Genomic DNA, 23,769 nt, shown 5'->3' on the forward strand with positions numbered 1-23,769 from the left:
ATCCTTACCCGCCTAGTAGGCGAACTCCAGCACATCGCGCTTGGACTTGTCGTTGGACTCGTCCTCGTGGGGCGACTGAACCAGCTCGGGCATTGCTGCCACAACACCGGCCTTGACGTACTTGATGAGCAGGTAAACCTCAACCACCATCAGCACGCCGTAGAGCAGGCCCAGGGTAAGCAGGGAGAAGAGGATTTCTTCACCGGAAACACCCGGGGAGATAGCTGCTGCGGTGAACAGGTGGATCGAGGGATCACCCTGAAGGTTCGGAGCCACAACGAAGGGCTGGCGGCCCATTTCGGTGAAGATCCAGCCCAGTGCGATTGCGAAGAAGGGAGCCATGATGGACCAGACAGCAACGTTCTTGAGCAGCTTGGACTCGGGAACGGTGCCAACGCCCTTCTTACGGGTTACCCACAGTGCGTAGAGGTAGAGGGGCAGTACGACTGCACCCAGACCAATCATGCCGCGGAAGCCCCAGTAGGAGACCTCGAGGGAGGGCAGGTAGTCAATCTTCTGACCTGCACGCTCGCCGTAGAGCGGGTTGTTGGGCAGGTTGGTGCCGAACTTAGCTTCGTACTCGGGCAGCAGGGTCTGAATACCCTTCACCGGGGTATCGAAGTTGTCGTGTGCCAGGAAGGACAGCACGCCGGGGACCTCGATGATGGGGGTGATCTTGTCGCAGCTCTGAGCGCCGAGCTCGCCGATGGTCAGAACAGAGAAGGCGGTACCGTCGTGGCACGCAGCTTCTGCGGCAGCCATCTTCATGGGCTGCTCGTGGATCATCATCTGTGCCTGCAGGTGGCCGGATGCACCAACACCTGCGAACGCGAGGAGACCAACGACTGCGCCCAGGCGCAGGGACTTGATCCAAACCTGGAAGTCCTTCTTGTCTCGTGCGCCCTTGTCGGACTCACCAACGACGACCTTGCCGTCAACGACCTTGTCGATGCCGTCCTTGCGGCGACGCCACAGCTTGTACCAGGCAATACCGACCAGGAAGCCACCGGCAACCTGGATGGATGCGGTGATGACGTGAGAGAAGGTCACCCATGCGAGGGGGTTCATCAGCACTGCGCCAATGTCGGTCATGCGGGGACGACCGTCAATCATTTCTGCACCGACGGGGTGCTGCATCCAGGAGTTTGCAACCAGAATGAAGAATGCAGAAATCCAGGAGCCGAGAACTGCCATGAACAGACAGAAGGCGTGGACTGCGGGCTTGAGGCGGTCCCAACCGAAGATCCACAGACCAAGGAAGGTCGACTCAACGAAGAAGGCGAAGAGGCCTTCCATTGCCAGCGGAGCGCCGAAGACGTCGCCGACGAAGCGGGAGTATTCACTCCACGCCATGCCGAACTGGAATTCCTGAACCAGACCGGTGGCCACACCCATAGCGAAGTTAATGAGGTACAGCTTGCCCCAGAACTTCGTCATGCGCTTGTATTCGTCCTTCTTGGTACGAACGTAGCAAATGTACAGGTAGGTCACCACAAGGCCCAGACCCAGAGTCAGCGGAACCATGAAGAAGTGGTAGACGGTGGTAATACCGAACTGCCACCTACCAAAATCAAGGGGATCCATTGATAGGTCCTTACTATGTGTGTACTTAATGTGCGTTTGTGCCAGATTTCGGGTAGTCCACCATCGATGGAGGGCATACGAGAGTTACTGACACAGTGTCTCTCATGCTTCTAAGGTACAGGGTTTTCCTAAGAAGCTGTGAGTAGGCTGTGCATAGTATGGACGTTTATTGTTTGACGTTTCGCTAAAGGTACCTTGGACGTTATCCCTCGACGCAAGGGTGGTGAGAGGAATGAGACACGATGGTGCCTTGCGGGGTTGAGAAGCAGTTTCGGAACCTTGGTGAAATATTGCAGTTTTTAATATTTTCTGCAAAATTTTGGTGACAGATTTCGTGATTGTGACAGGTGCTTCAAGTAGTGCTCAAAGCTTAAATTTGCCTGTTTCATGCGGAATTTACGCGGAATCTCCGAGAATTGCGTGACTATTCTCACACAAAATTCATGGATTGTGACACGCCAGCCACCACTGCCCCGCAAGGCACCGCAATGCCCCGCAAGGTACCGCACGCTACATATCGATGCTCTACATATCAATGCTCTCGGCATCCAGCTGATGAGCACCCGCAATAATGAATTCCTTACGCGGAGCCACCTCAGAACCCATCAACAAGGAGAACGCACGCTCGGCAGCCTCCGCATCCTCAATGCGAATACGGCGCAACATGCGATGACGCGGATCCATCGTCGTCTCAGCCAGCTGGTCAGCGTCCATCTCACCCAGACCCTTATAACGCTGAATGGGTTCCTTATAGGACACCCCCTGCTCCCGCAGAGAATCCAGAAGCTCGTGCAGCTGCTTCTCCGAGTAGGTGTACACCATCTCGTTCGGCTTGCCGCGGCGCACCACCTCCACACGATGCAGAGGCGGAACCGCAGCGTACACGCGACCCGCCTCAATCAGCGGACGCATGTAACGGTAGAACAGGGTCAGCAGCAGGGTACGGATGTGGGCGCCGTCCACGTCCGCATCGGTCATCATAATGACCTTGCCGTAGCGAGCAGAGTCCAGGTCAAAGGTACGACCCGAACCCGCACCGATCACCTGAATCAGCGCCGCGCACTCAGCATTCGCGAGCACATCAGTCACCGAAGCACGCTGAGTGTTCAGGATCTTACCGCGAATCGGCAGCAGAGCCTGATACGAGGAAGAACGCGCCAGACGCGCCGTGCCCAGCGCCGAGTCACCCTCCACAATGAACAGCTCAGAATGCTCAACATTGGTCGAACGGCAATCCACCAGCTTGGTGGGCATGGACGAAGACTCCAGCGCGGTCTTACGGCGCTGAGTTTCCTTATGGATGCGCGCCGAGACGCGGGTCTTCATCTCAGAGACGACCTTCTCACACAGAGCGGTCGCCTGAGCCTTCTCCGCACGGGCGGTCGACTCCAGGCGAGCCTTCAGCGCATCGCCCACGACCTTCGACACGATCTGGCGAACCGCCGGGGTACCCAGAATCTCCTTGGTCTGACCCTCAAACTGCGGCTCGGCAAGACGCACGGTCAGCACGGCGGTCAAGCCGGCGAGCACGTCGTCCTTCTCAATCTTGTCGTTACCCACCTTGTACTTGCGGGCATTATCGGCAAGGTGCTTGCGCATCACGCGCAGCAGGCCCTGCTCAAAACCGGTCGTGTGAGTACCGCCCTTGGGGGTGGCAATAATGTTCACGAAGCTGCGGACCGTCGTCTCGTAACCAATGCCCCAGCGCAGCGCAACGTCCACTTCGCAATCGCGCTCCACGTCGGTCAGCTGCGAGCGGCCGTCCTCACCCAGCACCGGCACGGTCTCGGTGAAAGATCCGCTGCCGCTAAAACGCCAGGTGTCGGTAATACGCTCATCGTGCGCCAGAAACTCGACGAACTCGCTAATGCCGCCGTCGTACTGGAAAACTTCCTCGTGGGGTTCCAGCTCGCCGGGGGTGCCGGGCAGTCGGCGCTCATCACGGATGCAAATACGCAGACCCGGAATGAGGAACGCGGTCTGGCGCGCACGAGCAGCCAAGTCCTCGTAGCTGAACTTAGCGTCGGGGGTGAAAATCTGCGGGTCAGCCCAATAGCGCACACGGGTGCCGGTCACGCCACGCTTAGCGCGACCCACAATCTGCAGGGCGTCAGTGCCCTCGGTTGCGGGAGTGAACGGATCTTCGGGCTTGGGGGTGCGGCCGGACTCGAAGAATCCGGGAATGCCGTGGCGGAAGGACATCTGGTAGGTCTTCGAGCCACGGTCCACCTGCACGTCCAGACGGGAAGACAGCGCGTTCACCACGGAAGCGCCCACACCGTGCAAACCACCGGACGCGTTATAGGAGCCGCCGCCAAACTTACCGCCGGCGTGTAGCTTGGTGAATACGACCTCGACACCGGACAGGCCGGTGCGCGGCTCAATGTCGGTGGGGATACCGCGGCCATCATCGCGCACCTCAACCGAACCGTCACGGTACAGAATGACCTGGATGGACTGGCCGAAACCGGCGAGCGCCTCATCCACCGAGTTGTCGATAATCTCCCAGAGGCAGTGCATCAGGCCGCGAGAGTCGGTGGAGCCAATGTACATGCCCGGGCGTTTGCGTACAGCTTCCAGACCTTCCAGCACGGAGAGGTGACGGGCAGTGTAGTTCGAAGACGCCACGGGAATCCTTTCGGGTGAATATGTCTGCGGTGGTGAACGCGTGCCACCGGGCGGAGTGCGAGTCCGGCTCAAGTGCTACGGGGGCAGAACGACAGCGGGGCACGACGCGTGTCGTGCCCCGCAGAGCGTTCAACGTTCGGAACTCTATTCTAGCGTGGCTTGGGGAAAAGAGTGATTAAGACAGTCACCGCTAATGCGCTGCTCTGCTCCCACGTTCCTTCCCCTAGTGTGCCTCACCCGAGGCGCGCGAGGAACTCTCGTGACGGTTCGTGACCATGATATTGGACTTGAAATAGAACTCTTCGGGAAGCTCATTCGTAACCGGGCCGTGCGGGAATTCGCTGAGCTTCGGCACAAAGTACCAGTCCATCAGCTCGCCGCTGCTCTGCTTGAGTACGCGGCGTTCCCTCATGGCGTGGCGTACCTTGCGGCGCAGGCGCGGGCTATCTTTCAGGGTGGTGGTGAAAACCCACGGAGTCTCGTAGCCCTCGGTGACCATGCCGAAGGTGATGCGCAGGTTGCCGTTCGTATCGGCGTCCATCGTGAAGTCGCCGTCTGCGATATCGGTGAAGGCGAGCATCCAGCTGTGTCGGCGTTCGTAGCTTTCGCGGGTGGTCTGCAACGCCGCAATGATGCGGTGGTCGACCAGCAACTCCACCTTGCGTTCGGTGATTTCACCCAGACGGGCGTAGGAGCCGAAGGCGCGGTTCGCGCCGCTGCGACGAGGCCACTTCGTCACCGCACCGTGCGGCACCTCCCCCGCAAAGGTAAAGGGGCCCGTCATGGTGCCGGGCAGACGCAGACGCTCGAACGGAGCGGTCGGCAGGAAGGTCGTCAGCAGCTGATCGGAGCTTACCGACTTACCCCAGCGCGCCATCTCAAAAATGGTCGGTTCGGGGCCCACCGGGTAGAGGCGCGGCATCTTGCGACCGAACTCGTCAAAGCCCTCAATAAACTCGCCGTTGGAGCTGTACCCGGGCATGGTCGCACCGAGCGGTCGAGTCCACGACCCCGAATACGGCTTGGTCAGGTGCGGGTTCTGCACCGGCAGGATGCTGGTGCGAGCACCCAGGTAGGCGGGCATGCGGGAGAGGTTACGCCATGCGAACTTCGCGGCAACCGCCTCGCGCCACCACATCGGGCGTTTGCCCGGGGTCTGCCCGCCCAGGCAGTGCATGAGCAGCCAGAATCCAGCCCAGCCGAGGCACCCTGCGGCAACCACGCAGAAAATAATCGTCAGCACAGTGTGCAGGGTTCCGGTCGCCCAGATATTCGTGGCGATCAGAGCCATGAACGCCACCCACGCCGCCATGACGTACGGGCCAAGCGTAATCATCGGATCGACTACCTTCACGGCGGCAATGACGCGGCGGTTCAGTCCGCGCCACACGTAGGAGTACGCCCAGCATCCGGCGGCAAGGGCGAGTGCCATCAGCAGAAGAAGGATGAGCATCGGTGTGTCTCTTTCGCTGCAGGTTTTTCTACCGCGGTCGGTGACAGCAAGCGTCGAGCAGACGCCCCGCTGAAAGGCTCTTCAATAGCAAAACTCGTCTGCCGAAGGTACCTTCAGCAGACGAGTTTCTTTGGTGTCACTAACCTTGAGGTAAAAGCTTCTTTACCTATTGTGCCTTTAATTGGTATCCCTGTGGGGGATTTTAGGGGGATGCACGAAAAAATCGTACCCAACCCCGCGTTTCCACCCAACAGAGCGGCACAGTGAGACCGGTGCAGTGAGACCGGCGCTACGAGACAGGTACAGTGAGTACGCTCTGGCGCCTCAGCGACGGTTTTAGACAGCGATTTTAGGAGGTCAGCGCAGCAGCAATCTGAGGAATCAGCGCCTCAAAAGCACGCGCACGGTGGCTAATCGAGTTCTTAATCTCGGCGGGAATCTCAGCGCAAGACTTGCCAGCGTACTGCCCCTCATACAGGGCGTTCTCACCGTTCAGCTCCACGGGGCGCAGAATCGGGTCGTAACCGAAGCCGCCCTCCCCCGCCGGTGCGGTCAGCAGCTCGCCGGGCAGCTCGCCGTACTCGACCGCCTCAAAACCGTTCGGGGAGGCAACCGACGCCGCGCAGCAGAACTTCGCGCCGCGGTGCTCGGCAGAAATATCGCTCAGCTGAGCCAGCAGCAGGTTCAGGTTCGCGGTATCATCGCCGTGGCTACCCGCCCAGCGCGCCGAGAAAATACCGGGAGCGCCGTTGAGCACATCCACCGACAGGCCGGAATCGTCAGCAATAGCGATCAGGCCGGTTGCCTCGGCAACAGCGCGCGCCTTCAGCAGGGAGTTCTCAGCGAAGGTCACGCCGGTCTCGGGAACATCGGGAGCATTCACGCTGGAGGCGTCAACCACCTGGGTGTCAACGTCCAGGCCGTCAATGCGTCCGCGCAGAATTTCACGCAGTTCCTTGAGCTTGCCCTTATTGTGGCTTGCCAGAACAATCTTTGCGTCTGCCATAGTTTCTCCTTGTCGACGGAACTAGTTACTGGGACGGGTTAGTGTGCCAGTGCTTCACGCTGAATCTGAGCCAGCTCGGCGGTGCCTTCCAGCGCCAGGTCGAGCAGGCTGTTGAGCTCGTCCCGGTCGAAAGGCGCGCCCTCGGCGGTGCCCTGAACCTCAACGAACTTGCCGCTGCCGGTGACGACCACGTTCATGTCGGTCTCGGCGCGCACGTCCTCGGTGTAGGGCAGATCCAGCATGGGGGTGCCGTCAATAATGCCCACCGAAATTGCGGACACCGAATCAATCAGCGGGTTCGCCTTAGCGGGCAGAATCTTCTGCTCCTTCGCCCAAGAAATAGCATCAGCCAGCGCCACGTACGCACCGGTAATAGAAGCGGTGCGGGTGCCGCCGTCAGCCTGCAGAACGTCACAGTCGAGCACAATGGTGTTCTCGCCCAGCTCGTCCATGTTGATGACCGCACGCAGGGAGCGACCAATCAGGCGAGAAATCTCGTGGGTGCGGCCGCCCACGCGACCCTTCAGCGACTCGCGAGAAGAACGGGTGTTGGTGGCGCGCGGCAGCATCGCGTACTCGGCGGTCACCCAGCCCTTACCTTCGCCCTTGAGCCAGCGCGGCACGCCCTCGGTGAAGGATGCGGTGCACAGCACGCGGGTGTTGCCGAACTCGATGAGGGCGGAACCCTCAGCGTTGCGGGACCAGCCGCGGGTAATGGTGATGGGGCGCAGTTCGTTGAGGGCGCGGCCGTCTTCGCGGGTTGCAGTCATGGGTTCTCCTTGAATCTGTCTGCAGGATTTATGTCTGTCTGTTGAATCTATGTCGACAAGTGAGCGGGGCTGAGCACAGTTTGTACTAGCCCAGCTTGTTTTAGCCCAGCTCGGGTTTGGCCTAGTCCAGCTCTGGCTTAGGCAGCGCAATCGCGGTGTTCAGCGGCGGATCGAGCACCTCCACCACGTTCAGGGTGGACGTGACCGGGTGAGCCTCCGTCGGGCGCGGGTAGATGCGGTAACTTGCCGCCATTTCGGCAATGCCGACCGGGCCGGAGAAAGCACTGCGCGCCTCCGCGCGGGCGATGTCCGGGTCGTTCCACACGGGCAGGTGGGTCAGTAGCAGGTTACGCACGCCAGCCTCCGTGGCGGCCTCGCCGGCGCGCTTGCCGGTCAGGTGAATACCGCGCAGAGCGTCGTCGCGACCCTCCTGGTAGGCTGCCTCGCAGAGGAACAGGTCAGCGCCGCGCGCAGCCTTGACCAGGCCCTCGCACAGGTCGGTATCGCCCGAGTACGAGAACACGGTGTGGCCCTCGCGGTCGTTGCAGGTGATGCGCAGCGCGTACGGGTCCTTCGAGGGGTGAACCACGCGGAACGGCTCCACGCGGAAAGGACCAATCTGCACGGGCTCACCCTCAGTCCAGGTGTGGTACTCAAACTCGGTGCTCATGCCCGGATCCGGGTCCAGGCCATGAGTCGCCGAAAGGTACTCGTTAATCGCGGCGGGACCGTACAGCGGAATGCGGCCCTTGGGCCAGCCGCGCGGATCCCACTTGACCGCCACGTGCAGACCGGACAGGTCGATGCAGTGGTCCGGGTGCAGGTGCGAAATCAGAATCGCGTCGATATCGCTCAGATCGATATGGCGCTGGAGCATGCCGAGGGAGCCGTTGCCCATGTCCATGATGATGCGCCAGGTTCGACCCGCGAAGTCCGTGGCGGTGAGCATGTAGCAACTAGCCGGTGAGACGGGGCCGGGAAAGGAGCCCGTGCAACCGATAACGGTTAGACGCATGAGGTGTCGTCCTTAGGGGTGGTGCCGGAAAATTCGGTGCCCGCGACAGTGTGTGCTGCCTCTGCAGGATCTGCCGATTCGTCGAGGGTGATGCTGCGGTGTGCCGCAAGCATTTCGGGGGTGAGTGCCGCCAGCGAGCCGGTCGGGTAGCGTTCCGCCACGGAGCTGGTGTGGCGCACGTTGGTGACCTCGGGGCCGAGGAAGCGGCGTGCCAGCTGCGAGAACGTCTCAGTTTCGCCGGTGGCGAGGAATTCGTGGTGCGGGTTTTCCTCGGGGACCGGGCTTTCAATGGCGTGGTTGAGCAGTTCGCGGTACACGTCCTTCGCGGTCTCATCCGCGGAGGAAACCAGGGTAACGTCCTCACCCATAATGTAGGAAATCACGCCGGCCAGCAGCGGATAGTGGGTACAGCCGAGCACGAGGGTGTCCACGCCAGCGTCCTTGAGCGGCTGCAGGTACTCGCGGGCGGTCTCCAGCAGCTCGGGACCGGAGGTAATGCCCTTCTCCACGAACTCCACGAAGCGCGGGCACGCCACCGAGTGCACCTCAAGGTTCGGGGTGATCGCAAAAGTGTCCTCGTAGGCGCGGGAGGTGACGGTCGCCTCCGTCGCAATCACGCCGATCTTGCGGTTGCGGGTTGCGGCGAGCGCACGGCGGGCGGCGGGCTGAATCACCTCGATGACGGGGATGCCGTACTGGCGGGTGTAGCGTTCGCGGGCGTCGCGGAGCACCGCTGCGGAGGCGGTGTTGCAGGCGATGACGAGCATTTTCACGCCGGAGTCGACGAGTTCGTCCATGATGCGCAGGGCATTGGCGCGTACTTCTGCGATTTTGAGGGGGCCGTAGGGGCCGTGGGCGGTGTCGCCGACGTAGATGATGCGTTCGTGAGGCAGCTGGTCCATGATGGCGCGTGCCACGGTGAGTCCGCCAACGCCGGAGTCGAAGACGCCGATGGGTGCCGCGGCGGTGGGGCCTACGGGCGCGGGGCTACCCCAGGGGGTGCGGGCACGGTAGGGATTTGTTGCGTCGATGCTGTCACTCATGTGTCACCTACACTTCGTTATCGGTCGGGTACCACGTTCTATGCTAACTCGCTAAGGTTACCCTTTTAGTCCGTTGAGCGGTTAGATGAGTCGAGAACCACCATTATGTGGTTGTATATGACGATAGTTTGAGGGGGAATTTGAAAAATTCGTTCTATTCTTGCTCGTTTGCCCCGCCATTTGTCCCGCCAAATACTCCGCCGGTCGTTTCTTCGTCGTCCAGCCCGTCGAGCATGGCGAGCATGAGAGAGTCCTGAACCCAGGAGACAAAGTTGTACACCACAGCCATGTACTCTTCTTGGGTCTCGATCTCGGAAGGGTCGGTGAACGCCGCAATATCTTCTGCGGTGTCTTCGTCCACGATGTAGAGGCGGTCGGCGAGCACCAGGCGAATATCGCCGAGCGCAGCAGCCCAGGCGCGGGCGTGCTCTTCGTTCAGGCGCAGGTCGCTGGACTCAATGTCGAAGGCGAGCATGGCGAGGTTCGCGCGCTTAGTTTCGCGCAGGTCGCGTTCGGTGTAGCGGCGGTATTCGGTGGCGGTCTCGTCGTCGCTGCTTGCGGCGGGGAGCAGGCGTGCTACGGCGCTATCGGCGGGGATGGTGGGGTTTTCGGTGATGCCAACCAGCGCCTCCAGTGGGTCGACGGTGCCGCCGTCGGCGGTGGTATCTGCCGGGCGCAGTAGTACGCGCACGTCTTCGGCGAGTTCGCGAATCAGGTTGCGTTCGGCGGGTTCGAAGGAGGCGGTGTAGCCTCCGGGGGTGCGGCGGAAGGGTCGCGCCATTAGTTTTCTACTTTCTCGAAGGTTGCAAGCAGACCCCAGGCGTGCATTGCCTGGGTGTGTTTTTCGGCGTCTTCGCGCGAGCCGGTGAAGACGATTGCCTTGCCGTTGTTGTGTACCTGCAGCATGAGCTCTTCTGCGCGGGCGCGGGAGTAGCCAAAGTGGCTGCGGAAGACGTAGGACACGTAGGTCATGAGGTTGACGGGGTCGTTCCAGACAATGACTTTCCAGGGGGTGTCTGTGGCGAGGATGTTCTCCAGGGTGGTGTCGAGGTCGGTATTCTCGAGGGTTCCGGTGGAGAGGGTCACGGCGGTAGTGTTCATTGGTTTCCTTTGCGGCCGGTTCCCTTTGATTATACGGGCGGGTATGTGTTGCCCCTGTGTTGCCTCTGTATTGCTCCTGTGTTCGTCCTGCGCTACTGCGGTGTTTACCCTGCACTACCCCGATGCTCGTCCTGCGTTGCTCCCGCGCAGAGTGCTGGTAATTTGTCACACTACAGCACTTAGAGTCAAGAATACTTTATGTAGTGCTTGACACGCCGATTCAAGAGGAAAAATACCCTAATCCCCCACTACAATAAACACATGGCTACTACTTCCCTTCTCACCGACCACTACGAACTGACCATGCTCCAGGCGGCACTCGCCTCCGGCGCAGCCAACCGTAAGTGCACCTTCGAAGTCTTCACCCGCCGCCTGCCCGCAGGCCGCCGCTACGGCGTCCTCGCAGGCACCGGCCGATTCCTCGAAGGCCTCGCAAACTTCCGCTTCACCGACGAAGAACTCTCTTTCCTCTCCTCCCGCAACATCGTCAACAAAGAAACCCTCTCCTACCTCGAATCCTTCACCTTCAGCGGCAACATCCGCGGCTACGCAGAAGGCGAAGCGTTCTTCCCCCACTCCCCCGTCATGCAGGTCGAAGGCACCTTCGCCGAAGCGTGCGTCCTCGAAACCTACCTGCTGTCCATCCTGAACTTTGACTCCGCCGTGGCGAGCGCCGCCTCCCGCATGAGCGCAGCCGCAGGCAACCGCCCCTGCCTCGAAATGGGTTCGCGCCGCGCCCACGAACGCGCCGCCGTCTCCGCTGCACGCGCCGCCGTGATCGCCGGCTTCGCGGGCACCTCCAATCTGGAGGCTGGCCTGCGCTACGGCCTGCACACCATCGGCACCAGCGCCCACGCGTTCACCCTGCTGCACGACAGCGAACGTGAAGCGTTCGAGGCGCAGCTGCGTTCCCTCGGTGCCCGCACCACACTGCTCGTCGATACCTACAACGTGGACGAGGCGGTCCGCCTCGGCGTGGAACTCGCGGGCGAAGAGCTCGGCGGCGTGCGCTTGGACTCCGGCGACCTGGTCGCCACCGCGGCACGCGTTCGTGAACTGCTCGACTCACTCGGCAACACCCACACCAAGATCACCGTCACCAGCGACCTGGACGAGTACGCTATCGCATCCCTGGCGGCAGCACCCGTGGACTCCTACGGCGTGGGCACCAAGCTGGTCACCGGCTCCGGCGCGCCGACCTCCTCCATGGTGTACAAGGTTGTTGAGCGTGAGAACTCCGCCGGTGAAATGCAGCCGGTCGCTAAGGCGTCGGCTGGCAAGGCGTCCATCGGTGGCGCCAAGCGTGCGGCCCGCCGCCTCAACGGCATGGGCATAGCGACCTCCGAGGTTCTGGGCACCCACGAGGACCCGAGCCTGCTCGAGGACACCCGCCCGCTCATGGTGGACTTCGTCCGCAACGGCGAGCTGCTCCCCGGCTTCACCAGCGAGGAAGGTGTGCGCCGCGCAACCGCCCGCCACGTAGCATCCCTGGCTGAGCTTCCCGAAGCTGCCCACCGCCTCTCGGAGGGTGAGCCGATCATTCCGACCGAATTCATCTAAACCACCCTTCTGAGATACTGTTTTTCACCTGGCGAATCAGAGTGAAAACTCATTCCTACTTGTAAAGGACAGATATGTCTAAGGCACTCATTATTGTTGACGTGCAGAACGATTTCTGCGCCGGCGGCGCCCTCGCCACCGAGCGCGGTGCGGACGTTGCCGCACTGATTAGCGAATACGTGGAGAACAACCACCACCGCTACGACGCGATTGTCGCCACCCAGGACTGGCATATCGATCCGGGCTCGCACTTCTCTGACACCCCCGACTACGTTGACTCCTGGCCGGTGCACTGCGTCGCCAAGAGCGAAGGCGCGCAGATTCACGAGAACCTGGACACCGACTACATTGAGGCGTACTTCCGCAAGGGCCGCTTCGAGGCAGCCTACTCGGGTTTTGAGGGTCTTCTCGCCCCCGAGGATGAGGTCGCAACCGGCGAGCACGAGCCCGGTGCGGATGCATCCGAGGACGGCCCGCAGACTCCCCTGTCGGAGTGGCTGGATGAGCGCGGCATCGAGTTCGTCGATGTTGTCGGTATCGCCACCGATTATTGCGTGTCGGCAACCGCTCGCGATGCGGTCGATGCAGGCTACGAGACTCGCGTTCTGGTTGACCTGACCGCGCCCGTACACGAGGACAAGCTTGACGAAACCACTGAGGCACTGGAAGCCGACGGCGTAGAGGTCGTAGAGGTCCTCTAGCCTCAACGCAACTCGCACAACGATAGGGCGGGCACCCCGAGAGTACTCGGGATGCCCACCCTATCGCGTCTACGCGAACAAATATTACGGGCACACAAAAGCCCCGCGAGCGCATACACACCCGCGAGGCTTCTCTTTACGTTCTATCCACCTTCTAGCGTCGGCCCACGAACCAGTCCGACAGCTTATCGATACGCGCCTGAATCTGCTCAGCAGAAGCCTGCGCAACCGCCGGGCCGCCACAAATCTTACGCAGCTCATTGTGAATCACGCCGTGCGGCTGACCCGAACGAATCGACCACGCCGCCACGTTCTTCGCCAGCTTATTGCGCAAATCCTTCAACTGGCGGTGATCCACCACTGAAGGCGCCGCAATCGCCGGGCGACGCGCCGCATGCTCACGCTGATGCGCTCGCAACAGCGTACCGACCTGTTCGGCATCCAGCAGACCCGGAATACCCAGGAAGTCCTGCTCCTCCTCACTACCCACAGCAAGGTTGCCGGAGGCGAACTCGGCGCCGTCGAACAGCACACCGTGGAAGGACGCCTCGGAGCCGAGCGCCTCGAACTTGCCGCGTGCCAGCTGCTCGGAGGCGCGCTCCTCGCGGTTTGCTTCTTCGAGCAGGTGGTCGTCCAGGCCTTCAACCATGGGGTCGATTTCCTGGGGTGCGCCGCGGTCGAGGGCGTGGTCACGTTCTACTTCCATGTCGTTGGCGAGCATCATCAGCTGCGGCACCGACGGCAGGAACACGGAGGCGGTTTCGCCGCGCTTGCGGGCACGCACGAAACGGCCAATTGCTTGGGCGAAGAACAGCGGGGTGCTGGTGCTGGTGGCGTACACGCCCACGGCGAGGCGGGGCACGTCCACGCCTTCGGATACCATGCGCACGGCGACCATCCAGCGCTGCATGCCTTCACGGAATTCGTCGATTTTCGCGGAGGCTTCACGGTCGTCAGAGAGGATCACGGCGGGGTATTCGCCGGTGATTTTCTGCAGCTGTTCGGCGTAGGCTTTGGCGTCCGCGTGGTCGGTGGCGATGACGAGCGCACCGGCGTCGGGCACGGTGCGGCGCACCTCGGTCAGGCGCTTATCGGCTGCCGCGAGCACGGTCGGGATCCATTCGCCGTTGGGGTCGAGGGCGGTTCGCCACGCCTGGGAGGTGATGTCCTTGGTGAAGCCTTCGCCGAGGTTTGCCGCCATTTCCTCACCGGCGGAGGTACGCCAACGCATCTGGCCCGAGTACGCCATGAAGATGACCGGGCGCACCACGTGGTCCTTCAGTGCGGGGCCGTAACCGTAGGAGTAATCTGCCTTGGAACGGCGGATACCGTCATTGTCGACCTCGTAGGTGACGAACGGAATCGGGGAGGTGTCCGAACGGAACGGGGTACCGGTCAGTGCCACGCGGCGGGTCGCGTCGTCGAACGCTTCACGCAGGCCGTCACCCCAGGACAGCGAATCACCGGTGTGGTGAATCTCGTCAAAAATCACGAGGGTTTTCGTTTCCTCGGTGTTGCGGGCGTGCAGCTGCGGCTTATTCGCCACCTGCGCGTAGGTCAGCGCCACACCCTTGTAGTGGCGGCTGATGGTCACATCCGCGTTCTTGAAGTTCGGATCAATAGGAATACCGACCTTCGCGGCGGCGTCTGCCCACTGCTTTTTCAGGTGGTCGGTGGGCGCCACAACGATGAGCTGACGGACCGTGCCGCGGTTAAATAGTTCCTTGGCGAGGGTCAGCGCAAACGTGGTTTTACCCGCGCCGGGGGTTGCCACAGCCATGAAGTCGCGGGGGTTGGTTTCGAAGTACTTCTGCATGGCTTCTGCCTGCCAGGCGCGCAGGCTGACGGAAGTACCCCAGGGGGCGCGGTCGGGGTATGCCGGGGAGAGCTTCGGCTTCACCATACTGTCGAATAGTGTGGGTTCCTCTGCGGGTGCGCTCATTCTCTCCTTCTTCCTCGTCTACCTCTACTGATTCCTCACGCCGACTCAGCACGGGGGCGCTTCTCCCCCGTTAGGAGGTGGCGCTCTAGTGTTCCTGATGCTCTGGCGGTCCGGGCACAGCGAGGTTAAATTCTAGCACCACATCCGCGGGTTGGGCCGGGCTGTGGTGCAAGAATTTGGTGCTCGTCAGCAAAGTCTCATGAGCGGTGTTGGGCCCTTGAGTCTTGCTGCGGCGGCGTGTTATTTATTCGTATTTATTCAGGCGTATTGTCTGAGATGTGTTATCTGAGGCGTGTCGCCTGGCGCGTGTTATTCGCCGGAGCCGTTGTCACCGTCGTTGCCCGGTGCCAGGCCTTCGTAGATTTCTTTGCACTGGGGGCAGACGGGGAACTTCTGCGGGTCGCGGCCGGGTACCCACATTTTGCCGCAGAGGGCGCGCACGGGTTCACCGGTCAACGCCGATTCGAGGATCTTTTCCTTGCGTACGTAGTGGGAGAAGCGCTCGTGGTCGCCGGGCTCAGAAAGCTGGGTTTCTTCGCGTTCGAGCAGGGCGGTGCCGCCTGCGGTTCCTGGGCCAAAGGGGTCTTCGATGCCTTCGATCGAGCTCATGTTTCTCCTTGATGATGAGGTGGGATACATAGGGTGAGGGGTGCCGCTGCACGGTTGGGTGATTGGCGCCTTCTCTATTTTAGTAGCAGTTGGGAGGTGCTGAGCCCCCGTGCGGTCAATATGGAGGCTGGCCACGGCTCAACCATAGGCTCTTAAGTATTGCGGTGAGCTTCTTTCCGCTAGAAGTTCGGGGCTAGAAAGTTCAGGGCTAGAAATTCGTGCGGCACAGAAAAGGGGGTTCCGTGCCAGGCTTAGTACCTAACACGGAACCCTTCTCTTTTATTCCTGATGTGCTGGAGCTTCGACTCTTGTTAGTTCGCCTGGAAGCGTGCCACACGCTCCAGCATCTTGGAGCTGACCTTATCGTAGCGGTGGCCGCCCCACGCCACGCCACCCACGAGCAGTGCGGCACCAATCAGCAGCTGAATCAAGCCGCCGTAGACGAGGGTCAGCACATCCTGCGTGCGGAAAATGTACACGACAACAGAGATACCGCCGGGCAGGGCACTGAGCATCACCAAAACTATAGAGAGCATCAGCAGCAGCTGCTTAGCGAAGCCGTCAGTGTTCTTCGGGTTCTTGAACGGGTTAGCCCCGGGAGGTGCCACGGGCGGACTAATGAAGGTATCCAGTACGCATCCAATACCTGCAGCCGCAGCGAACACGCCCAGCTGGTGCATCAGCACGATGGGGACGAGTTCCAGGTGTCCATTTGCTACGCAGGCGACGAACACCATCACCACCACGACCGGAACCGTCAGGATGCTGTAGCCCCAAAGCCTGCCGATGCGGTCGTCAATACCGCGCAGCGGGGAGAGCACGTGCAGGCTGAATGCGGTGTTGTCGTAGGAGACGAGGTAGCACATGTAGTAGCCGGTGAAAATGGTGCAGAAGTACATCCAGAACCCGAAAAGCTGCATGACGCCGCTATTGATAATCTGGTTGGCTTCAGCCGCGTTAACACCGTTGAAATTGACCCGACTTTCGAAGGAGCCTACCGAGCTCAGGAACAGCGGCATCGCCACTGTCAGCATCAGGTAAATCATGGCGGTGCTTGCGGTCAGCATCTGCAGACGGTTGTCTTTCAGGAATGAGTGCAGGGTTCGTGCCGCTACGGCACCGCGAGGAGTTGCGGGGAAGCGAGCGAACAAGCCCAGGTCACCTGCGGCGACTTCAGCTGCGCTCGCGTGGTGGGCGCCACCACCCACATTCGCCATGGAGCGTGCGAGGTTCTTACCCCACAGCCACCAGCCGCCAACCAGGTAGACGAGGGTCAGAGCCAGGCAGCCAAGGGCGGCACCCATATTGCCGGTCGCCATAAAGTAGGGCACAGCAAACGCGGAACCGAAGGGGGTCACGCCCAGCCACGGCAGGTAGGGCAGCACTTCTTCCCAATGATTGGTCAGGTAAATCATCGTTCCACCGAAGACGAAGCCGGCACTCATCAGTAGCATTGCGGCAACGATCATCAGGGTATTGGCGATGCGCGGGTTATCGTTCAGCACCATGCCCAGGCGGTTGGCGAGACGCGCCCACACCATGAGGTTCGCAAGGCCGAGCACGCAGCAGATGAGGTACACGACCAGCGCGAGCGGCTGCGATATAAACGCGATAACACCCAGTAGCACCGCAATGATGCTCGCGATGCCGGGGATACCCACGAACCCGCCGAGGAACTGGCCCTTCTGCAGGGTGGAGGGCTTGATGGGGAAGAGCACGAATCGGCTCTCATCCAGGGTGCCGTCGAGTCCGCTAAAAAAGATGGGGACGATAGCCCAGGCGAGCGCCACAACGGTGCCCACAAGGAGGGTTCCGAGCTGACCGTATTCGGGGACCTTCGAATTAGCAATCACGTATGTGGAGCCGAGGCCGAAGAGCATACCGCCCGCATAGAGTGCCGCAAAAATCAGGCCGATGAGCGCCCATATGCTACGGCGGAAGGCGGCGAGCACATACTGCCACTTTAGTGAGACGAGGTGCCTAACCATGACAATCCTTCCGAGGAGGTGCGGCCGCCGACCAGCTGCACGAATCGTTCTTCAAGGCTCATGCCGGCGCGTACTTCATCGACCGTTCCGGCGGCGAGAATACGGCCGGAGTCCATGACGGCTACGTGGTCGCACAGGCGCTGGACAAGGTCCATCACGTGCGAGGAGATAATGACAGTTCCGCCGGAGGCAACGAAGCCACGCAGAATGTCCTGAATATTAGCGGCGGAAACCGGGTCGACCGCCTCAAAGGGCTCATCAAGAATCAGCACGGAGGGTGCGTGGACGAGCGCGGCGGCGAGCGCAATCTTCTTGGTCATACCGGCGGAGTAGTCAGCAACGGCACGACCCGCAGCATCGGTCAGGTCCATGGCCGCGAGCAGATCCTTAACGCGGGAGGCGACGGTTTCCTTATCGATTCCGTGCAGGTAGCCGGAGTAGGTGATGAGCTGCTCACCGGTGAGCTTGTCGAAGAGGTGCACGCCGTCGGGCAGCACACCCAGGTGTGCTTTCGCCTTGAGCGGGTCGGTCCACATGTCGATGCCGCGCACGTATGCGGTGCCTTCGCTGGGCATGAGCATGCCGGTGACCATGGAGATGGTGGTGGTTTTACCGGCGCCGTTGCGGCCCACCAGTCCGTAGAAGGATCCGGAGGGGATGTCGAGGTTGATGCGGTCGACGGCGACCTTCTGACCGAATGCCTTGGTGAGACCGCGGATTTCAATGGCGGGGCGAGCGCCAGCCGCCGATGCGGTCTGCGGGGTGACGGGTAGCTGCGGTGCTACCGATGCGGGTACGACAGCTTCCGGGGCTATAGCCTGGGGTACCGCTGCGGCGGGTGCTGTCTCTACTGCGGTCTCGTGTACCGGGTTCTGCGGTGAACCTGGTTCTTGCGGATTCGGGTCCTGGGAGAAGTGACTAGTGTTCATATTTTCACCCTATCACTCTCGTAGGAAGGTCCACCGGCTTTGGCTATAAAACCCGCATATTACGCATCCGTCATGCAGTATATGGACATTCCGGGGCTCTACATATAGCGTCCTAGCGCGCTATCTGTCAGATTGGGCTGGCCGTTCTCCCCACCCTCAAAACCGCCAAAAACTGCAAAAACAGAACGGGCTACCGCCTACCCCGCAGCCCGAGTGCAGGGGTAGACGATAGCCCGTCCGTATTCAAAGTTTCAGCCGCCTAGATTAGCCAGAGCTAGCTAGACCGGCTCAAGAGGTTTCCCGGATGACAGCTATTTTTAGAACAGCGCCATGGTCAGTGCCGCACGCGCCTTCACAGTGCGCGGGTCAGATGCACCCACCACGTCGAAGAGCTGCACGAGGCGCTCGCGCACACGCACCTTATCGTCGGGGCCTACCGCACTGAACAGGCGCAGCAGACGGTTGTAGGAGTCCTCCACGTGACCACCGACCAGGTCCAGGTCGGCTACGTTGAACGCGGCGTCAATGTTCATGGGGTCTGCCGCGGCCGCCACACGCTCGGTTGCCATGTCCAGGTCCTTCACGCGCGAGAGCAGTTCAACCTGTTCCAGGCCGAGCTTCGCTTCCTTATCGCCGGGGTTCTCGGCGATTGCCTTGCAGTATGCGGCGCGGGCACCCTCCAGGTCGCCGCGGTCTAGGGCGGCGACGGCTTCTGCGTGCAGGGGCGGCAGGGGCTTTTCGTCTTCGGGAACGACCGGGTCGAAGCCACCGGGTAGCTGGTACTGTGCCGCGAGTTGCAGAACCTGGGAGAGCACATCGCCGAGGTCTTCTGCGCTGACCGGTCCGGTGTAAATCGGTGCCGGGCGGCCCGCCAGAACAGCAACACCCGCGGGCACGCCGCTCACGCCGAATGCCTGGGCAGCTTCGGGGAGCTTGGTGACGTCCACGGCGGCGCAAATCATGCTACCTGCGGCGGAGTCAACGAGCTTCTGCACGCCTTCGAGCATCTGCAGGGAGGAGGGCGAGTGCGGCGCGTAGAGCGCAAAAATCACGGCACCCTGGCTGGAGAGCTGCACGAACTTCTGGAACTCTTCGGGGGTGTTGACCTCGTAACGCCAGGTGGGGGCGGAGGGGGTCTGCTCGCCGCCCTGTTCGCCAGCAGACTGTGCCGCGTTGGGGTTCAGTTCCATGGCGTTGCGTACGGAGGCGGGAATCTCCGGCGCTACCCCGTTCTGCGCTGCACCACCCTGCGCGACGTTACCCTGTGCCGCGTTCTGGGATGCGCCGCGGTCTGCCGGATCAAAAATAATGCTCATCCTGGGCTCCTTTACGTTCTGTACCTATTGTTGCGTGCGGGCTAAATCCTTCACGCGTTCCTTCCTCTATTATCCCCACAACGCACCGTTACGAGCGCCCGTTCTCTGTCGCCTACGCTCTGAGCTCATGCCGGGGATAGCGTTTGGGCTATTGCCCGATCCGTCCCGCAAATATCTCTCCCACATGCACTCCCCTGTCCTTGGGATTCACCGTGGACGCCGTAACAAAGTAAACCAGCCGGTAGAATGGCACAGTAGAGAAAAAATACCCGGAATGATTCGGAAAGGAAGAGCATGAGCGAGAAGAAAGCCTCAGAAGCTCCCGCAGAGACGACATCGTCCCCCGAGACGCGCAAGAAGGAATCCCTCACCGATCAGCTAACGGAGACCTTCAGCGAGCTGACCGAAAGCATTAGCCAGGTGCGTTCCAACCGCCGCCGCGCTTCTATGCCTCCTACGGATACCATTCCGGTGGTTCCCGCCGCTTCTGAGGATGCGCCTCCCGCACCGAAGGTGGTCGGCAACGGCAAGGCATCCATGATGCACAACCCGGTCGCTTTTGGTTTCCTCATGACCGTGGGCGTGGGTCTGGCGCTCTTCGCCTACTACATTTTCAACAATGTGGGTGCCCTGGTGGGTTGGGTGACCGGTGCTATTTTCATTGCTCTGGGTCTAGACCCGATTGTGCGCCGCCTGGAGTCTTGGGGCATTAAGCGCGGTATCGGCGTGATTGCTGTGCTTGCTGGTTTTGCTGGCGCTGTGACCGGTCTGGTCATGACCATTGGCCCAATTATTAGCGAGCAGGCATCTAAGTTTGTGCAGTACGCGCCGGGTATCTATCAGAACACAATTGATTCTGATTGGTACCACGAGCTTGATCAGCGTTTTAACATCAGCACCTGGGTGAATGAGAACGTCCCTAAGTTCTTGGAGTCAACGTTCTCCTCTTCACAGGTCAATAGCTTCATGTCGAGCTTGGTTTCTGCTGGGTCTACTTTGGCGCAGAGCGTGACCGGCGTGATTATTGTGCTGTTCCTGTCTCTATACTTCCTCACCTCGATGGACACCATCAAGGCGTGGGGTGTGCGCCTGGCGCCGGCGTCCAAGCGTGTGCGCGTCAAGTACATTACCGACAAGATTACCGAGTCGGTGGGTAACTACGTGATGGGTCAGGCTCTGGTTGCTGTGCTGAACGCGTTTGTGGCGTTCTTGATTATGGCTTTTTTGGGCTTTAGCTTCCCGCAGTTGATGGCTTTGGTCGTCATGATTCTGGCGTTCATTCCGCTGGTTGGTGGCGTGATTTCGCTGATTTTGACCTCGCTGATTCTGCTGACTCAGGGTTGGAGTCTGGCGCTGTGGTTTGCGGTGGCGTACTTCCTGTACTTGCAGGTGGAGGCGTACCTGATTTCTCCGCGTATTATGGCTCGCGCTGTGTCGGTTCCTGCCGGTGTTGCGATTATTTCTGTGGCTGCCGGTGGCGCGCTCTGGGGCGTGCTGGGTGCGCTGATTGCTATTCCGGTGGCGGCTTCCATGCTGATTCTGGTGCGTGAGGTGTTCATTCCTCGCCAGGACCAACTGTAGTCACCGCCCAACTGTAGTCACCGCCCAACTGTAGTCACCTCCAGCTGTAAACAGCTCTAGGTTTCTCTACGCGCTCGCTACTCTTCCCCCGGGGTACGCATCGCGTATAGATACGAAGGCGGCGGCTTTGGATGTTCTGTCCAAAGCCGCCGCCTTGTTATTTTTATGCCGTGTTTTTATGCCGAACCTTAAAACTCAGTGATTTCTTCTGCCACCGGGCCGCTGTATTCGGTAGGCAGTTCGGTGGGTGCACCGGTTACGATGCTGACCACGGTGTTGAGGACCTGCTGCACGGACTTCTCGCCCACCCACAGGTGCTTGCACCCCTCAAAGGGAATCACCCGAGTGCGCGGTACAGCCGCGAAACGCTCACGCGCCGCCGGAGGCTGCAGGTAGTCGTCATGCTCGGGCACCAGCGCGTACAACGGGTTCGAGATCTTGTTCCACTCGTCCAGCTCAGCCGGGTGCACGCGGTGCAGCGGCGGGGAGAGCAGAATAGCGCCGGTGAACTCGTTCGCGTATTCGGGCGCGTACTTGAGCACCAGCTCAGTACCGAAGGACCAGCCGACCAGCCAGGGGTTCGGCAGGGCGCGCTCGCGTACGAACTTCAGGATTGCGTCGAAGTCCTTCTTCTCGGCAAAGCCGCCGTCAAAGACGCCTTCGCTGGTGCCGCGAATCGAGGAGGTGCCGCGGGTGTTGAAACGCAGCACCGCAATGTTCGACAGTGCCGGCAGGCGGAAGGACGCCTTCTTGTACACGTGCGAGTCCATGTAGCCGCCGTGGGTGGGCAGCGGGTGGAAGGTCACCAGGGTTGCCTTGACCTCGCCTTCGGGCAGGGCGAGTTCACCGACGAGGCGCTTGCCGTCCGCAGTTGTGACGGTGAAGTTCTCGCGGCGTGCCGGAAGCACAGTACGTGCCTTAATGGGGGTGGGCTCAGCGGCGGTGCTGAAGACGTAGCGGGCGGGATCGAATTCCTGCTCGCGGGTGATATCGGCGGTGTTGCTCATTGCGCGTTCCTTCAAAAAATGGATTCGAGAATGTGGTTTTGGTCAAGAATGTAGTCTTAGGCTGCGCCTCAAGTGCACTGTTCAGCCTATTTGCGGCGGATGCGCCAGCAGTGCTGATGCCAGTGCCTGCGCTCGTCAATGGCGCGGCTACGGCCCATCGTGTGGCTTTCTTGCCACACCACCAGATGCGCTGTTCTGGGCGGAATCGGGCGGTAGCATTCGGGGCAGGTGTAGGTTTTTTGGGCGTTGACGGCGGGAATGTATTGCACCAGCCAGTCACCGTATCGGTCACGTTCCAATCGGGGTGCAGGATCGAGGATCCTGCTGATATCACGCCCTGCGTGTGCTTGACGGTGCCACTTATCGCTGGTGGTGCCGGATACTCGCCTACCGGGATGATTCTTACGTGCCATGAGCCCTATTCTACCGCGCCGCTCAGCTATCTCTACCTATCGGTCCTGCCACTGTTCGCTCTGCGCTCTTCCTCATACTGGCGTGGTACTCATGCTGAGGCGGTACTCCCCCGCTCTGTGCCGCGCCTCCCTCCTGTGCCGTACTTCCCTACTATCCTCTGTACCGCGACCTGTATCGAGCTTGGGTTCCCTAGCTCATACCCTCACCTGCTAGAGCTAAACACTCGTACCTGCTAGAGTGGACGGATGCGTATTGTCATTGCTGAATGCTCCGTAGATTATGAGGGCCGCCTCCGCGCCCACCTGCCCCGCGCTACCCGCCTGCTGATGGTCAAGAATGACGGCTCCGTCCTCATTCACTCCGACGGCGGTTCCTACAAGCCTCTGAACTGGATGAGCCCTCCCTGCTCCCTGCTGGTGGCTGAGCGTGAGGACGTTCCGCAGAGCATCCGTGAGGACCTGGAATCCGATGTTCAGCAGCTGTGGACCGTTCAGGCAGCTAAGAGCGATGATCGCCTGATGATTCGCATCTACAAGATTGAGCACGAGCACGCCACCGACCTGGGTGTTGACCCCGGCCTCATCAAGGACGGTGTGGAGGCTGACCTGCAGCGTCTGCTCGCCGAGCAGATCCACACTCTCGGTGAGGGCTATTCGTTGGTACGCCGCGAGTACCCGACCGCTATCGGTCCGGTCGACATCATGGCGAAGGATGCGCACGGCGTCTCCGTGGCGGTCGAGCTCAAGCGTGTGGGCGATATTGACGGTGTGGAGCAGCTGACCCGTTACTTGGAGCTGCTCAACCGTGACCCGCTGCTGGCACCGGTGCGCGGCGTGTTTGCGGCGCAGACGATTAAGCCGCAGGCTCGTACCCTGGCTGAGGACCGTGGTATCCGCTGCGTGAGCCTGAACTACGACGCGATGCGCGGCGTGGACGATTCGGCTGACCGCCTGTTCTAAACGGCTCTAGGCTAAGCAGCTCTAGATTAGGCGGCTACACATAGCTTGAGGGGCGCCTCCCGATACATGGGAGGCGCCCCTTTTCTGTGCGCATTATCTTTCTGCACGCGCTCTTTCTGCGCACGTTCTCGTTCTGCGCATACGACCTTCCTCCCCCCCCCCC

The 23,769-nt window shown here is 60.8% G+C and carries 20 protein-coding genes; 4 read left to right on the forward strand and 16 right to left on the reverse strand.

Features of this window, described 5'->3' with window-relative positions; translation table 11 throughout:
• Positions 1–12: 12 nt before the first annotated feature.
• The 9 genes from HMPREF2779_RS01470 to clpS form a co-directional block, all read right to left on the reverse strand.
• The gene (locus tag HMPREF2779_RS01470; RefSeq protein WP_070678120.1) at positions 13–1,584 is read right to left on the reverse strand and encodes a cytochrome ubiquinol oxidase subunit I; all 1,572 of its coding nucleotides are present in this window, start codon (positions 1,582–1,584) and stop codon (positions 13–15) included.
• Positions 1,585–2,109: 525 nt separating this feature from the next.
• Positions 2,110–4,212, reverse strand: coding sequence for a DNA gyrase/topoisomerase IV subunit B (locus tag HMPREF2779_RS01475; RefSeq protein ID WP_070543255.1), 2,103 nt, complete (start codon positions 4,210–4,212; stop codon positions 2,110–2,112).
• A gap of 223 nt (positions 4,213–4,435) precedes the next feature.
• The gene (locus HMPREF2779_RS01480; protein ID WP_070687057.1) at positions 4,436–5,665 is read right to left on the reverse strand and encodes an RDD family protein; all 1,230 of its coding nucleotides are present in this window, start codon (positions 5,663–5,665) and stop codon (positions 4,436–4,438) included.
• A gap of 349 nt (positions 5,666–6,014) precedes the next feature.
• Positions 6,015–6,671, reverse strand: a complete 657-nt coding sequence (locus HMPREF2779_RS01485; protein ID WP_070687059.1) for a non-canonical purine NTP pyrophosphatase — start codon at positions 6,669–6,671, stop codon at positions 6,015–6,017.
• Between the two features lie 38 nt (positions 6,672–6,709).
• A complete protein-coding gene (gene rph / locus HMPREF2779_RS01490; protein WP_005506419.1) occupies positions 6,710–7,441 on the reverse strand; it encodes a ribonuclease PH in 732 nt (243 codons plus the stop codon).
• 121 nt (positions 7,442–7,562) lie between these two features.
• A complete protein-coding gene (locus HMPREF2779_RS01495) occupies positions 7,563–8,456 on the reverse strand; it encodes an MBL fold metallo-hydrolase (RefSeq protein ID WP_005507828.1) in 894 nt (297 codons plus the stop codon).
• Positions 8,447–9,499, reverse strand: coding sequence for a glutamate racemase (murI, locus tag HMPREF2779_RS01500; protein WP_102034075.1), 1,053 nt, complete (start codon positions 9,497–9,499; stop codon positions 8,447–8,449). Before murI ends, HMPREF2779_RS01495 begins: the two co-directional genes overlap by 10 nt.
• Before the next feature lie 154 nt (positions 9,500–9,653).
• Complete coding sequence (locus HMPREF2779_RS01505; protein ID WP_105360643.1) at positions 9,654–10,280, reverse strand: DUF2017 domain-containing protein; 627 nt, start codon at positions 10,278–10,280, stop codon at positions 9,654–9,656.
• Entirely contained in the window at positions 10,280–10,600 is a 321-nt protein-coding gene (gene clpS / locus HMPREF2779_RS01510) for an ATP-dependent Clp protease adapter ClpS (protein WP_070687068.1), read from the reverse strand. Before clpS ends, HMPREF2779_RS01505 begins: the two co-directional genes overlap by 1 nt.
• Before the next feature lie 261 nt (positions 10,601–10,861).
• Between clpS and HMPREF2779_RS01515 the strand changes: the two genes are divergently transcribed.
• Together HMPREF2779_RS01515 and HMPREF2779_RS01520 are read left to right on the forward strand one after the other, a co-directional pair.
• Positions 10,862–12,160 carry a nicotinate phosphoribosyltransferase gene (locus tag HMPREF2779_RS01515; protein WP_105360644.1) on the forward strand — a complete coding sequence of 433 codons (1,299 nt, stop codon included), beginning with the start codon at positions 10,862–10,864 and terminating at the stop codon, positions 12,158–12,160.
• 74 nt (positions 12,161–12,234) lie between these two features.
• A complete protein-coding gene (locus tag HMPREF2779_RS01520) occupies positions 12,235–12,861 on the forward strand; it encodes an isochorismatase family protein (protein ID WP_070687072.1) in 627 nt (208 codons plus the stop codon).
• A 154-nt stretch (positions 12,862–13,015) separates the two neighbouring features.
• On the opposite strand, the gene HMPREF2779_RS01525 is transcribed toward HMPREF2779_RS01520, so the two are convergent.
• The 5 genes from HMPREF2779_RS01525 to HMPREF2779_RS01545 all read right to left on the reverse strand — a co-directional run bounded on the left by HMPREF2779_RS01525 (position 13,016) and on the right by HMPREF2779_RS01545 (position 19,645).
• On the reverse strand, positions 13,016–14,803 hold the full coding sequence (locus HMPREF2779_RS01525) for a DEAD/DEAH box helicase (RefSeq protein WP_105360645.1): 1,788 nt from the start codon (positions 14,801–14,803) through the stop codon (positions 13,016–13,018).
• A gap of 309 nt (positions 14,804–15,112) precedes the next feature.
• Entirely contained in the window at positions 15,113–15,412 is a 300-nt protein-coding gene (locus HMPREF2779_RS01530; protein ID WP_005506434.1) for a DUF3039 domain-containing protein, read from the reverse strand.
• A 311-nt stretch (positions 15,413–15,723) separates the two neighbouring features.
• The gene (locus tag HMPREF2779_RS01535; protein WP_105360646.1) at positions 15,724–17,400 is read right to left on the reverse strand and encodes a transporter; all 1,677 of its coding nucleotides are present in this window, start codon (positions 17,398–17,400) and stop codon (positions 15,724–15,726) included.
• Complete coding sequence (locus HMPREF2779_RS01540; RefSeq protein WP_105360647.1) at positions 17,376–18,329, reverse strand: ABC transporter ATP-binding protein; 954 nt, start codon at positions 18,327–18,329, stop codon at positions 17,376–17,378. Before HMPREF2779_RS01540 ends, HMPREF2779_RS01535 begins: the two co-directional genes overlap by 25 nt.
• Before the next feature lie 317 nt (positions 18,330–18,646).
• Entirely contained in the window at positions 18,647–19,645 is a 999-nt protein-coding gene (locus HMPREF2779_RS01545; RefSeq protein WP_105360648.1) for a co-chaperone YbbN, read from the reverse strand.
• 294 nt (positions 19,646–19,939) lie between these two features.
• On the opposite strand from HMPREF2779_RS01545, the gene HMPREF2779_RS01550 reads away from it, so the two are divergent.
• Entirely contained in the window at positions 19,940–21,226 is a 1,287-nt protein-coding gene (locus tag HMPREF2779_RS01550; protein WP_105360649.1) for an AI-2E family transporter, read from the forward strand.
• Between the two features lie 188 nt (positions 21,227–21,414).
• Here the strand turns inward: HMPREF2779_RS01550 and HMPREF2779_RS01555 are convergent, their stop codons facing one another.
• Together HMPREF2779_RS01555 and HMPREF2779_RS01560 are read right to left on the reverse strand one after the other, a co-directional pair.
• Positions 21,415–22,233, reverse strand: a complete 819-nt coding sequence (locus HMPREF2779_RS01555; RefSeq protein ID WP_049326927.1) for an alpha/beta hydrolase — start codon at positions 22,231–22,233, stop codon at positions 21,415–21,417.
• A gap of 86 nt (positions 22,234–22,319) precedes the next feature.
• A complete protein-coding gene (locus HMPREF2779_RS01560; RefSeq protein ID WP_233992191.1) occupies positions 22,320–22,532 on the reverse strand; it encodes a hypothetical protein in 213 nt (70 codons plus the stop codon).
• Positions 22,533–22,892: 360 nt separating this feature from the next.
• On the opposite strand from HMPREF2779_RS01560, the gene nucS reads away from it, so the two are divergent.
• Positions 22,893–23,606, forward strand: a complete 714-nt coding sequence (gene nucS, locus HMPREF2779_RS01565) for an endonuclease NucS (protein ID WP_105360651.1) — start codon at positions 22,893–22,895, stop codon at positions 23,604–23,606.
• Positions 23,607–23,769 lie beyond the last annotated feature (163 nt).

This window comes from Rothia sp. HMSC069C03, from assembly GCF_001811075.1.
Taxonomy (GTDB): Bacteria; Actinomycetota; Actinomycetes; order Actinomycetales; family Micrococcaceae; genus Rothia; species Rothia mucilaginosa.